11 protein-coding genes are annotated in these 13198 nt (G+C 69.8%); 2 read left to right on the top strand and 9 right to left on the bottom strand.

The window, feature by feature from the left end; genetic code table 11:
* Positions 1-234 precede the first annotated feature (234 nt).
* The 8 genes from AHIS1636_RS18440 to AHIS1636_RS18405 form a co-directional block, all read right to left on the bottom strand.
* Positions 235-978: a VIT1/CCC1 transporter family protein gene (locus AHIS1636_RS18440; RefSeq protein WP_264797319.1), complete on the bottom strand. Its 744-nt coding sequence runs from the start codon at positions 976-978 to the stop codon at positions 235-237.
* 87 nt (positions 979-1065) lie between these two features.
* The gene (locus AHIS1636_RS18435) at positions 1066-1839 is read right to left on the bottom strand and encodes an SGNH/GDSL hydrolase family protein (RefSeq protein WP_264797318.1); all 774 of its coding nucleotides are present in this window, start codon (positions 1837-1839) and stop codon (positions 1066-1068) included.
* Between the two features lie 42 nt (positions 1840-1881).
* Entirely contained in the window at positions 1882-2220 is a 339-nt protein-coding gene (locus AHIS1636_RS18430; protein WP_264797317.1) for a YnfA family protein, read from the bottom strand.
* 55 nt (positions 2221-2275) lie between these two features.
* A complete protein-coding gene (locus AHIS1636_RS18425) occupies positions 2276-3268 on the bottom strand; it encodes a siderophore-interacting protein (protein ID WP_264797316.1) in 993 nt (330 codons plus the stop codon).
* On the bottom strand, positions 3265-4074 hold the full coding sequence (locus AHIS1636_RS18420) for an ABC transporter ATP-binding protein (protein WP_264797315.1): 810 nt from the start codon (positions 4072-4074) through the stop codon (positions 3265-3267). Before AHIS1636_RS18420 ends, AHIS1636_RS18425 begins: the two co-directional genes overlap by 4 nt.
* A complete protein-coding gene (locus AHIS1636_RS18415; RefSeq protein ID WP_264797356.1) occupies positions 4075-5112 on the bottom strand; it encodes a FecCD family ABC transporter permease in 1038 nt (345 codons plus the stop codon).
* A 59-nt stretch (positions 5113-5171) separates the two neighbouring features.
* On the bottom strand, positions 5172-6155 hold the full coding sequence (locus AHIS1636_RS18410; RefSeq protein WP_264797355.1) for a FecCD family ABC transporter permease: 984 nt from the start codon (positions 6153-6155) through the stop codon (positions 5172-5174).
* A 236-nt stretch (positions 6156-6391) separates the two neighbouring features.
* Positions 6392-9067 carry a Pls/PosA family non-ribosomal peptide synthetase gene (locus tag AHIS1636_RS18405; RefSeq protein WP_264797314.1) on the bottom strand — a complete coding sequence of 892 codons (2676 nt, stop codon included), beginning with the start codon at positions 9065-9067 and terminating at the stop codon, positions 6392-6394.
* An 87-nt stretch (positions 9068-9154) separates the two neighbouring features.
* Between AHIS1636_RS18405 and AHIS1636_RS18400 the strand changes: the two genes are divergently transcribed.
* Complete coding sequence (locus AHIS1636_RS18400; RefSeq protein ID WP_264797313.1) at positions 9155-9919, top strand: alpha/beta fold hydrolase; 765 nt, start codon at positions 9155-9157, stop codon at positions 9917-9919.
* A 74-nt stretch (positions 9920-9993) separates the two neighbouring features.
* Here the strand turns inward: AHIS1636_RS18400 and AHIS1636_RS18395 are convergent, their stop codons facing one another.
* Positions 9994-11034: an LLM class flavin-dependent oxidoreductase gene (locus tag AHIS1636_RS18395; RefSeq protein WP_264797312.1), complete on the bottom strand. Its 1041-nt coding sequence runs from the start codon at positions 11032-11034 to the stop codon at positions 9994-9996.
* A 178-nt stretch (positions 11035-11212) separates the two neighbouring features.
* On the opposite strand from AHIS1636_RS18395, the gene AHIS1636_RS18390 reads away from it, so the two are divergent.
* Entirely contained in the window at positions 11213-13165 is a 1953-nt protein-coding gene (locus tag AHIS1636_RS18390) for an acyl-CoA dehydrogenase family protein (RefSeq protein WP_264797311.1), read from the top strand.
* Positions 13166-13198: the final 33 nt, after the last annotated feature.

Raw genomic sequence — 13198 nt, 5'->3', positions numbered from 1 at the left:
GCAAAGCAGCGGCTGCACTGCCGCAGCGATTGCCCGTTTATCCCTGTTATTCCGCGGCAGATCCACAAACCGCCGACGCATGGAAATGCCCCGGAACCGTCCGCCGTCCGGAATGAATTTTGTTGCATGCGTCACACCGCGCCGGCGAGCGGCATTTTCGAGACCGAAACCGGACCGCCGGAACGCCTCGGCCGGTCCCCGCTTGAAGGTTTGGAACGCGCCGGACGCCGGGGATCAGACGACTCCCGCGGCCCCCAGCCAACTGCCGATCAGGTAGGTGGCCACCAGCGCCAGCAGTCCGCCGAGCACCACCCGGACCACCGCGGGCATGATGCGCGCCCCGCCGAGGTAGGCGCCCAGTCCGCCCGTGCCGGCGAGCGCCATCAGCGTCGCCGCGAAGGCGATCGGTACACGCAGCCCCTCGGGCGGCAGGAGGATGGCCAGGGCCGGCAGCGCCGCGCCCGCGATGAACGCCACGAAGGAGGCGAAGGCGGCGTGCCAGGGGCTGACCACCTCGTGCCGGTCGATGCCCAGCTCCGCTTCCAGGTGCGCCCCGAGCGCGTCGTGTTCGGTCAGCTCCTTGGCCACCTGCTGCGCGGTGGCGGAGCTGACGCCCTTGGCCTCGTAGATCGCGGCCAGCTCGGCGAGCTCCTCCTCCGGCATGGTCTCCAGTTCCCATGTCTCCTTGGCGATCAGCGCCTTCTGGCTGTCGCTGGAGCTGGAAACCGAGACATACTCGCCCAGGGCCATGGAAATGGCGCCGCCGATGACCGCGGCGAGCGTGGCCGTGAGCAGGGTGCCGATGTCCGTGGTCGCACCGGCCACGCCCACCACGATGGCGGCCACGGACACAATGCCGTCATTGGCGCCGAGCACGCCGGCCCGGAGCCAATTGAGCCTGGTCGCGATGCCGCCGCCGTGCGGCTCGTCGTCGTGCTGGCCGCTGGCCGTCGCGGAAAAATCAGGTTGGCTGCCCATGGTTCCTAGCGAACCATCATTCCGCGGCCGGTTCCAGCGAGGAAAGCCAAGCCTCAGCGCGGGCCTGGCACCGGGGCGGGACGCACCTCAGCTGCGCGGCGCGAGCGACGTCAGCTCGGGGTACTTCGGCCGGAGGCTGTCGCCGGAGGAAACCCCGCGCAGCCGGCGGCCCAGCCAAGGGCCGAGGTGTTCGCGGGCCCAGCGCGCGTTGGCCGCCAGCGACTCCCGCCGTGACAGCGTGGCCAGGGCCGGCAGTTCCGGCAGCTCGATCAGGTCGTCATGCTGCAGCACCTCGAGCACGCGCTTGGCCATCAGCGTGTGGCCGGCCGCGGACATGTGCAGCCGGTCCTCGTCCCAGTACCGCCAGTCCTGGAATTCACGCAGCCGCCAGTAGTCCACGATCTTTGCGCCGCGCCGGTCGGCGATCTCGCGGACCCACTCGTTGTAGATTGCGGTGCGGCCGCGGGTCTTCCCGAAGACGGCGGACCCGGCGGAATCGAAGCCGGTGAAGAGCACCACGTCCGCGCCGGAATCCACCAGCCGGGCCACGCCGCCGTCGTACATTCCCATCAGCGCGTCAATGTCCACGCTGGGCCTCAGGATGTCGTTGCCGCCGGCGTAGAGCGTCACGAGGGTCGGCCGCAGCGCCAGCGCGGGCTCGAGCTGCTCCTCGATAACCTGGCGCAGCTTCCGGCCGCGGATCGCCAGGTTGGCGTAGCCCCAGTCCGCGTCGGCGAGCATCAGCTGCTCGGCCACCCGGTCCGCCCAGCCGCGGACGCCGTTGGGCAGCTTCGGATCCCGGTCGCCGACGCCTTCGGTGAAGGAATCCCCCAGGGCAACATAACGGTGCGTAAAAGTCACCATCACAGGCTAATGGACGACGGCGGTCCCCGCCTCCGCCGGTCAGCTGGCGTTGCGCGGGGCGTACATCAGCACGGCCACGCCGACGAGGGCGATACCGGCGCCAAGGTAGTCCCAGCGGTCCGGCCGGAAGCCGTCCACGACCATGCCCCAGGCCAGCGAGCCGGCGATGAAGACCCCGCCGTAGCCGGCCAGCACGCGGCCGAAGTTGGCATCCGGCTGCAGCGCGGCGATGAAGCCGTAGGCTCCCAGCGCCATGACGCCGAGGCCGGCGAACCACCAGCCGCGGTCTTCCCGCACCGCCTGCCAGATCAGCCAGGCGCCGCCGATCTCGGCCAGCGCGGCAAGGGCAAACAGGAGGGCGGATTTGGCCAGGGTCATGGCTCCATTCTCGCCCGCGGCACGCGCAGTGCGGGCCCGGCGGCGGACCGGCGGCTCAGAGCTCGGCCTTGCCCCGGCGCCAGTAGCCCATGAAGGCCACCTGCTTACGGTCGATTCCGACGTCGCGGACCAGGTAACGGCGCAGTTCGCGGATCACGGCCGCCTCACCGGCGATCCAGGCGTAGAACGGGCGGGTGGAGCCGGTGGTGGTTTCCCAGAGGATGACCTGGTCGATGTCGACGTCCTCCGGTTCCGTCCCGCGTTCGGGGGTCAGGCCCGCGGCGGGAACGGCGACGGCGGTGCGGACCGCGGCGTCCAGCAGCTCGCCGTGCGGCCGGGTGCCCCGGGCCAGCCAGCTGACCTGCACACCAGCCGGGTGGACCAGGGGCTGGAAATCGGTGGCGGCCGGGACCTCAAGGATGGCATGGCCGCTCATGTCCGCCGGCATCGCCTCCAGGATGGCCGCGATGGCAGGCACCGCCGTTTCGTCCCCCGCCAGCAATACGTGCGAGGCCAGGCCGGGCCGCCACTCGATCCCGCCGTAGGCCTTGGCGGTGGGGCAGGTCGCGGCCTCGAGGTTCGGGCCGATGATCGTCACCCGGTCCCCCGGAACCGCGGCGCTGGCCCAGACGGACGCCGGCCCGCCGTTGCCGTCCGCGTCGAAGTGCATCACGAAATCAACGTCCAGCTCGGGCCGGTCGCCGCCACGCAGCTCGCGGACCGTGTAGGTGCGCATGGAGCCGCGGGTGCGCTCGTCCAACGAGAGCCAGTGCTGGTACCACCCGCCTGTGAGTTCCCGCGCACCGCTGACGCCCCCGGGCACCCCGAACTCCGGCAGCGGAACCGTTGCCCCGCCGTCGTCCGTGGCCGGGATGACCACCTTGATCCGCAGGTCAAGGGTGGGACCGCCCACGCCGAATTGGCGCAGCCCCTCCCCCGCGAACGTCACGCGGCGGAAGCTCGGCGACAGCGCGCGCACCGCGGCGACCTCGACGTCGAAGGCCAGCACCGGGGTAACGGCGGCGGTCTCGGTGGCAACAGCGGTCATGATGTGCTCCGTTCGATTTGGCTGTGGTGGCGGCCGACGGGGATGACCATCGGCGTGCCGGACACGGGGTCCGGCATGACGTGCGATTCGAGGCCGAAGACCTCGGCGACCAGGGCCCCGGTCACGACTTCGGCGGGCGTGCCCTGGGCGACGACGGATCCGGCCTTCATGGCGATCAGGTGGTCGGCGTAGCGGGCGGCCAGGTTCAGGTCATGCAGCACGATCGCGACCGTGGTCCCGCGGCGCCGGTTGAGGTCGGTGACCAGGTCCAGCACCTCGATCTGGTGGGTCACGTCGAGGAAGGTGGTCGGCTCATCGAGGAGCAGGATGTCGGTCTCCTGCGCGAGCGCCATGGCGATCCACGCGCGCTGCCGCTGTCCGCCGGAAAGCTCGTCGACGTCCCGGCCCGCGAGCTCCAGGGTGTCGGTGGCCGCCATCGCGGTGTTGACGGCGTCCTCGTCGCGGGCGGTCCACTGGCGGAACCAGCCCTGGTGCGGGTAGCGGCCGCGGCCCACCAGTTCGGCCACGGTCAGGCCGTCCGGCGCCACCGGGGTCTGCGGCAGCAGCCCGAGCACCTTGGCCACGTCCCGGGTGGACTGGGCGTGTATGTCCTTCCCGTCCAGGAGCACCGAGCCGCCGGCCGGCTTGAGCAACCTGGCCAGCCCGCGCAGCAGCGTCGACTTGCCGCAGGCGTTGGCGCCGACGATGATCGTGACTTTGCCCGCCGGCAGGGCCACGCTCAGGTCCCGCACCACCGTACGGCGGTCGTAGGCGAGGGTGACGTCGCGGGCTTGAAGGGTGCGCATTTAGCCTCCTCGGCCGACGCGGTTGGCGGTGACCAGCAGCCAGAGCAGGAACGGCGCTCCCAGCGCGCCGGTCACGACTCCAACCGGCAGCGACGTGCCGTCGGTCAGGTACAGGGGGAACAGGTTGGCGCCGGTGAAGTCCGCGGCGAGCACGATGACCGCGCCGACCAGCGCCGAGACGGCCAGCGAGCCGGCCCCGCGCAGCAGCCGGCGCGCGATCGGACCGGACAGGAACGCCACGAACGCCACCGGGCCCGCGGCGGCAGTGGCGACGGCGGCCAGCAGCACCGCGGTCACCACCAGTCCCAGCCGTGAGGGGGCCACGCGGACGCCCAGCCCGGCCGCGGCGTCGTCACCCATTTCCAGCCCGCGCAGGCTGCGGGCGAGCAGGGCCGTGGCGGGCAGCAGCAGCGCCAGGCTCGCCGCGAGGATGAGCACCCGGTCCCAGTTGCTGGAGTTGAGCGAGCCGTTCAGCCAGACCAATGCGTCCTGCGCGGTCCGGATGTCGGTGCGCGTCATCAGGTAGCTGACCAGGGCCTGCATCATCGCGGCGAACCCGATGCCCACCAGCACCAGCCGCGCGCCGGCCGCCGAATGCCCGGAGCGCCCGGAGCGCCGATAGGACAGCAGGTAGATGAGCAGCGCGATTCCGAGGGCCCCGAGCATCGCGGACGCCGACACGGCCAGGCCCGTGGCCCCGAAGACCACGATCGCCGCGACGGCGGAGGCGCTGGCCCCGTAGCTGATGCCGATGATGTCCGGGCTGGCCAGCGGGTTGCGCAGCATCGTCTGGAAGATCGAGCCGGCGATGCCGAAGGCGATCCCGATCAGCGTGCCGACCACCGCCCGCGGCAGCTTGCTCTCCATCACGATGAAGCTCGCCCCGGGAATCCGCTCCCCCGCCAGCAGCCTGACGAAGTCCGGAATCGTCACCGTGTACGTGCCCAGGAGGACGTTGATGAGGAAGAGGACGACGACGGCGCCCGCGAGGGCAGCGCACACGAGGCGCCGGCGGTGCCGGGCCCGGTGGCGGGGCATGCTGGCCACGGCGGGCGTCGAGGCAACGGCCCGGCCGGCGAGGGCGCCCGCGGGGGCGCTCACAGCCCGGCCGTCTTCCGCCGCCGGACAATCCAGATGAACACCGGGGCCCCGATGACCGCGGTCATGATCCCGGCCTGGATTTCGCCGGGCAGCGCGACGAGCCGGCCGACGATGTCCGCGCCGAGCAGCAGCACCGGCGCGAGCAGCAGCGCGTACGGCAGGATCCACCGGTAGTCGGGGCCCGTGAACGAGCGCACCAGGTGCGGGATGACCAGCCCGACGAAGGCGATGGGGCCGGCCAGCGCAGTGGCGGCGCCGCAGAGCACCACGACGCCGAGCGCGGTAAAGGCACGGCTGAGCCCGACCCGCTGGCCCAGCCCCCGGGCCACATCGTCGCCGAGCGCGAAGTTGTTGAGGAGCCGGCCGGTGAACAAGGTCAGCAGCAATCCGGCGGCGATGAAGGGCAGCACGGCCCCGATCGCGTCCCAGCCGCGGCCGCCCACGCTGCCGATCTGCCAGAACCGGAAGGCGTCCAGCGTGTCCTGGCTGCTGACCAGCACGCCGTTCATCAGCGAACTCAATCCCGCGGTCAGCGCCGCCCCGGCCAGCGCCAGCTTGATCGGCGTCGCACCTTCCCGGCCGATGGCTGCGATCCCGTAGACGACGGCTGCCGCGAGCGCCGCGCCCGCAAACGCGAACCAGATGTACCCGGTCAGCTCCGCTACGCCAAAGAGGTAGATTCCGGTGACCACGGCCAGCGCGGCGCCGGCATTGACGCCCAGGATGCCCGGGTCCGCCAGCGGATTGCGTGCCACGCCCTGCATCGCCGTGCCCGCCACTCCGAGCGCGGCACCGACCAGCAGCCCGGTGACCGTCCGCGGGATGCGGGCATGCACTACGGCATGGTCACCGTTGGCGGGGTCGAAATTGGTCAGCGCCTGGACCAGAGTCTCGAACGGAATCTGCCGCGCCCCGAACGCCAGCGATGCCAGGCACACCAGCGCCAGCACCCCGAGGGCCAGCACCAGCCCGGAAACCATGCGCCCGATCCCGGCCCTTTCCCGGGAGGCCGCGAGGGTGGAAGGCGCCAACAGCCCCGCCTCGTCGCCGCGTGCGGCAATCGGGTAGTGAGTGTCCGGGGCGCCGTCTGCTGGCGGGCGCGGCACAGCGCGGACGGGCAGATGCGCCTCTGCTCCCACGTTCACCTCCGGACGGCCCAACAAAGCTTAAGTAAGGCTAGCCTAGGGTGACCATGATTACGAAACGATTTACTACCCTAATCTCCGGCGTCGGCCCCGGTGCGGCAAGGCAGCGGCTGCGCGGGGCCTTCGTCGTCACGCGGCCGAGGACCTCCTGTGATGGCCGCTCGGGCTTCTTCCGCCGGGTTGCCGCCCCACAGGGTTCCCTGGGTGAGCGTCGTCCCCTTCATCACGAAGGAGTCCGCGGCGACGACGGCGCCGTCTTCGATCGTCACGCCGTAGTGGACAAAGGCACCGACTCCGAGCGTGACGTCGTCCCCGATGACGTCGTAGTCGGACTTGAACATCCCGTCCTCCTGGGAATGGGACTGGATCGTGGTGCCGTTGTTCAGCGTGCAGCGGGAGCCTACCGTGACCAGGGTCCGCTCGATGATTCCGCAGCCGTCATCGAAGACCCGGGAACCGATCCGCACGCCCAGCAGGCGCCAGACCAGCGGCTTGAACGGTGTTCCGTTGAAAATTGTCGCGTACCGGTGCTGCAGCGACATCTTCCAGTACCGCTCGTGGAACCAGAAGTAGGGGTCGTAGATGGAGCAGAGCCGGGGCTTCAGCCGCCGGAACCCGGTGGTGAGGCGCTCGATGCCGATCGGGACCAGCGACCCGACCACAAGCGTCATGACGAAGCCCGTGCTGAGCGCAAGGAAACCGAACTGGTCGGACAGCTCGAGGGCGGCAAACATGATCAGCATGGCCAGCGATACGTTCAGCCATCGAACGAGCATCAAGAGGGCCATCGAACGCAGGTTGTGTCTGTTCTTGGCCGCCAGGTCCCGGCGGAGTCGGGCGCGGCCCCTATGCTCCTCGGGAAGGGCGTCCCGCAGGACCGAGCGCGGGATCTCGAACGGCGGCGAACCGAGCAGGCCCATGTCGTGCCGGACCGGGCCGTCGAGGGGCACCATCACTTTGGTGGCCAGCAGGCAGTTGTCCCCGGTCCTTGCACCCGCGGGGTATAGAACGGCGTTGCCCAGGAAATTGCGTGCGCCGATAGCCGCCCGGCTGACCTTGAACGACGTCGCCGAGTAGTCAGTGTTCATGAAGGACAACCCGTCAGCGATCATCGTGCCGGTGCCGATCTCCGACAGGTACGGGTTGTCGTGCTTGAAGCCGGTACCCAGATTCGAGCCGGTCTGTTCGACCTGCGGCTGCTTGTACCCAATGGCCGCTACGTAATCCACAACGTACGAGCTGTCGCCGAACAACCCCGTCAGCATGGGCCTGTTGGTCATCTTCGATACTGCCTGCTCGGCGGCGTGCCGCAGCCCGAACAGCGGATACACCATGTCGGGTTTGACGGCGAGCTGGAGCACCCGCGGCACGGTAGCGACGATGAGCAATGACACGATCGTCCCGCCGAAGACGGAAAGGCCGGCGTAGAAAAGGGCATCGGCATAGAAGATCCAGCTGGTGAACGACAGATCCTGAGGCTCCAGAAGCGCCGCCACGTTCGGATCCGCCAGGACGACCAGCATGACCACCTGGCCCAGCAGGATGCGGCCCAACCCGATCATGCTGACGACCTGGGACGTGGCGAACCAACCGCGGCGCCACGGCCGGTAGGGCCTGGCCTCGACTCCGCCGTAGTCCACGTCCGTGCGCCTGCCCGGGGATCCATGCCACCGCTCGCCCGTAGGAACGGACTGGCCGCTGTACAGGGTGGACCGGTGGCCCAGCTGCGAGCCGTCCCCCATGGCCGTGTTGATGTCCAGGACGCTTCCCTCGCCCACGATCACGTCCCGGCCCAGCGTCACCGTGCCGAGCTGGATGACGCCGCCGTGGGCGCGGTAGCCGTTGAAAACCGCGTCCTTGCGGATCACCGTCCCCTCCCCGATCGTGAGCAGGTCGGTGGTGATGGGCAGCCGGTTGGTCAGGATCGTGACGTTGCGGCCCACCTTGGCCCCCATGGCCCGCAGATAGAAGGTGGTCAGCGGGGAGCCTCTGAGCAACAACAGGGGGGAGGTGCGCATCAGGGTCTTGACCAGCCAGAAGCGGAAGTAGGCCAGGCTCCAGATGCGGATCTCCTGGGGACGGAAGCGCCCGATGATGATCCATTTCCCTGCCACCGGAAGGATGCAGAGGATCAGGAACACCGCCGCCGCGTAGGCGGTCGACCGCAGGTAGATCTCGAAGAAGCTCAGGCCGTGGTCCATCCATTGGTGGTTGCCCGGCCCCGACTCCGGGAACACCCACTGGTACCACACGACCGTCAGCAGTCCGAGGACTACGCAGTAGCCGAGGTAGACGAGCGTCTGCAAAGCGCCGCACAGAAAGTACTCCCATGTCCGTGCGTCCATCGGCGCGGGCGCCTCCGGGACGGAGGCTTGGGCCGGCGAGGGAGCCTGCGACGCGTCCTGCTGCAGGGGGGCCTGCAGAGCCGCCGCCAGGGCGGTGATGTTCGGGCTGCCGTAGATGTCCTTCATGGACACTTTGGGCAGGTCAGGCTGCTTGCGCACCCGGGCGCAGAACTGCGCCATCACCAGCGAATCCGCGCCCAGGTCCTGGAAGAAGTCGGCGTCCAAGGGGACATCAGCCATGTCCACCACCGAGGCGAGAAGATCCGCCAGTCGGCGCTCAAGGTCGGCGGGGGTACCCGAAGCGGGCGTACCTGGAGAACCGTTCCCGGCCGGAGCCGTGGTAGCCGCGCCAGCCGGGGGACGATGAGGGAAACGGGGGGCTTTTTCAAGGTTAGTTGTCATGTCTCCACGGTTGGGCCCGGCCGTAAGCCCCTACTGTGGCGTAACTGTGAACCTGCTGTGGAGTGGGCGGCTTGGCATAATCGGTCTATGCGCGCTCCCATTGTCCTGCTGCACGGCTGGGCGTGCCCGGCGAGCTACTGGAACCCGGTGGCCGGGCTGCTCCGGGATGCCGGGCGCCAGGTGCTGAACCTCGACCTGCCGGGCTACGGCGCGCCGCTCGAGCCCGACTTCGAGTGGACGGTGGAGAACGTCGCGGCCCTGTTCGCGCTCGAGCTCTCCGGCCGCTCGCCCGTCCACTGGGTGGGGCATTCGCTCGGCGGCAGCATCGCCGCCACCATCGCGGCGCGCTACCCGCGGACGACGGCGTCGCTCACCCTGGTGGGCATGGTGCCGGTGGCGCCGTCCGCGGCGGCGGAGGAAAAGCTGCGCCGGCTTTTCGGCGGTCCGGAGGCGCCGGATGGAGAAGCGGCCGATGAAATGCTCGCGGCCTGGTTCCGCGGTGGCGAAGAACCCCGGGGCGAGGACCGCGGGAGGTTCCTGGCCCCCTTCACGCTGCCGCCCGCCGTCGTACGCCAAAGCATGGAGGCCGGGATCACCGGCGCCGCCACTGACGTGCCCGCACTGGTTACCGCACCCACGCTCGTGGTGACGGGAACGCGGGACGGCATCCGGACACCCGACGCGGTAAAGGAATTCCTGCGCGCACACCCCGATTGGTCGCATGAACTCGTCACGGATGCCGGACACATGGTGCATTGGGAGCGGCCGGAGGCTTGCGCCGGGGCCATCCTGCGGCACATCGGGCTGGCCGAAGGGCAGGTGCCGCCCGGGCCCGAGGCGGGCCGGGGCTGACGACGACTGCAGCGCAGCGGGCTGCCGCGGCTACCGGGAAGTGGCTCCGCTACCGCCGCCGGGCAGGCGGTCGGCTACGGCCGCCGGGCAGGATGGGTTTCTTGCTGCACGACGGGCATGATCTCGGTGGCGAGCAGCTCGATCGACTTGGCGGTCTCGGCGAAGGGCAGGCCGCCGAGGCCGACCTGGGCCATGTAGCGGTCGTGGCCGAAGGTCTGGTACTGCACCATGAGCTTGTCGATGATCTCCTGCGGGCTGCCGGCGAGTAGGCCGCCGCCGGGTCCGGCCCAGGTCTCGAAGGTCTCGCGCGGGAAGTGTCCGGCGGGGCGGGGCATGTTCTGCTCGAAGTAGGCGCGGTAGTACGGGTAGAAGGTGTCGCGGGCCTGCTGGGACGTGGGGGCGGCAAAGAAGTGGCCGCCGGTGCCGATGGGCAGGGCCTGCGGGTCATGCCCGTGCGCGGCGGCGGTCTGGCGGTAGTACTCCACGTGCCGGGCGAAGTGCTGGGGACCGGAGAGCAGCGCGATATAGAGGGGCAGGCCGAGGCGGCCGGCACGCTCGAAGGACGCGGGCGTGCCGCCGACGCCAACCCAGACGGGCAGCCTCTCCTGCAGCGGGCGCGGGGCGACGTCCATCCCGTCGATACTGTGGTGGTGGGTGCCGCGCCAGGTCAGCTGCTCCTGCGCACGGGCGGCCAGCAGGAGCTGCAGCTTCTCCTCGAAGAGGCCGTCGTAGTCGGCCAGGTCGTAGCCGAACAGCGGGTAGGACTCCGTGAAGGCGCCGCGGCCGGCAATGATCTCCGCGCGGCCGTCCGAGATGAGGTCCAGGGTGGCGAACTGCTCGAACAGGCGCACCGGGTCCTGGGTGGAGAGGACCGTGACGGCGGTGGCCAGCCGGAGGTTCTTCGTCTCGCGCGCGATGGCGGCCAGCACGACCTCCGGCGCGGAGATGGCGAAGTCCTTGCGGTGGTGCTCCCCCAGCCCGATGAAGCCGATGCCGGCCTGGTCCGCGAGCTTGGCCAGTTCGATCAGCTCCTTCAGCCGCCGGTGCGGGGAAAGCGCCTCCCCGGTGGTGAGGTTCCGGGTCAGCTCGCCGAAGGTGAAGATGCCGAAGTCCACTGATCTGCTCCTTAAAGACTGTCGTCGAAGATTGTCGTCGAAGATTTGCTGCTGATACTTGAAGCTTCATCCAATGGCGATTATTCCTCCCCAAAGGCCCTACCCGGGAGTAACATTGGGTGACAGCTAGAAGGTTCTGCCGGACCTTGGCACGAACCTGGAGTCAAAGGGGACTGCCATGAGCACTGGAACCGATCGTCACGTGGCCGCCGGCGGAGGGGCGAACGTCAGCGAGCGCGAAGCCCGGGAGGTCGCCGAACAGGCGCGCGAATCCGAGTGGCGGCGGCCCAGCTTTGCCAAGAACCTGTACCTGGGCCGCTTTGACCTGGGCCTGATCCACCCGCATCCCGTACCCTCGGCGGACGCGGAGGCCGCGGGCGAGTCCTTCCTGGTCAGTCTCGAGGAATACGCCCGCACCATGGACGGGGCGCGGATCGAACGCGAGAGCCTCATTCCGGACGAGTACCTGGCGGGGCTGGCCCGGCTCGGCGCCTTCGGCATGAAGATTCCCGCGGAATACGGCGGACTGGGACTATCGCTGCTGCATTACGGACGGGCGCTGATGCTGCTGGGCTCCGTCCACCCCAGCCTGGGCGCACTGCTCTCGGCGCACCAGTCCATCGGCGTGCCGGAGCCGGTCAAGGTCTTCGGCACCGAGGAGCAGAAACGGAAGTTCCTCCCGCGCTGCGCGGCCGGGGCCGTTTCGGCGTTCCTCCTCACGGAGCCCGATGTCGGTTCCGATCCGGCACGCCTCGGCACCACCGCGGTGCCTACGGCCGACGGCGCGGCCTACCTGCTGAACGGGACGAAGCTCTGGACGACCAACGGCGTCATCGCCGAACTCGCCGTGATCATGGCCAAGGTCCCGCCGCATAATGATGGTCCCGGCGGCATTACGGCATTCGTCGTGGAGGCCGATTCGCCCGGCATCACGGTGGAGAACCGCAACGCGTTCATGGGGCTGCGCGGGATCGAGAACGGATTGACCCGGTTCGACAACGTGCGCGTTCCGGCGGAAAACCGGCTGGGCAAGGAAGGCGAGGGCCTCAAGATCGCGCTCACCACGCTCAACACGGGCCGGCTGTCCATCCCGGCCCTCTGCGCGGCATCCGGGAAGTGGTCGCTGAAGATCGCGCGCGAATGGTCCGGCGCGCGGGTGCAATGGGGCCGGCCGATCGGCAAGCATGAGGCGGTCAGCCAGAAGCTCGCGTTCATCGCGGCGACGGCCTTTGCGCTGGAGGCGGTGTTCGAGCTGTCCGCGTCGATGGCCGATGCCGGGGCGCGGGATATCCGGATCGAGGCCGCGCTGGCCAAGCTCTGGTCGAGCGAGATGTCCTGCCGCATCGCCGACGATCTCGTCCAGCTCCGCGGCGGCCGCGGCTACGAGACGGCGGCTTCGCTGGCGGCGCGCGGCGAACGCGCGGTTCCGGCCGAACAGCAGCTGCGGGACCTGCGGATCAACCGCATTTTCGAGGGCTCCAGCGAGATCATGCGCCTGCTGATTGCGAGGGAGGCCGTCGATGCCCACTTGGCCGCGGCCGGGGAGCTGGCCTCCGCCGAGGCCGACCTCGCGGCCAAGGCCAAGGCCGCGATGGGCGCGAGCGGCTTCTACGCGCGCTGGCTGCCCGGCCTGTTCGCCGGGGAGGGCATGAACCCGACCGCCTATCGGGACTTCGGCGAGCTGGCCGGCCATCTCCGCTTTGTGGAACGGAGCAGCCGCAAGCTGGCCCGGCACACCTTCGCGGGCATGGGCCGCTGGCAGGCCAGGCTGGAGCACCACCAGGTCTTCCTCGGGAGGATCGTGGACATCGGGGCCGAGCTCTTCGCCATGGCCGCCTGCTGCAGCCGCGCCCAGCTGCTGCTGTCCCAGCACCCGGAGCGCGGCAAGGCCGCTTGCCAGCTGGCGGACACGTTCTGCGTGCAGTCGCGCGAGCGCGTGCGGACGCTGTTCGCGGACTTGTGGCACAATTCCGACGCGGCGGACAAGCGCCTGGCGGACCGGGTGCTCGGCGGGAACTACACCTGGCTGGAAAGCGGCGTGCTCGATCCGTCCGAGGGCACCGGGCCGTGGATCGCGGAGCCGGCCGAGGGTGCTCCCGCGAGGGAGGACCTGCACCGCCGCTATCGCTAGCCGCGCCCGCCCCGGCCGATACAGTGGACCCAG

The organism is Arthrobacter mangrovi, from assembly GCF_026011795.1.
Lineage (GTDB): Bacteria > Actinomycetota > Actinomycetes > Actinomycetales > Micrococcaceae > Crystallibacter > Crystallibacter mangrovi.
This window is presented reverse-complemented; position numbering and strand designations above follow the sequence as displayed.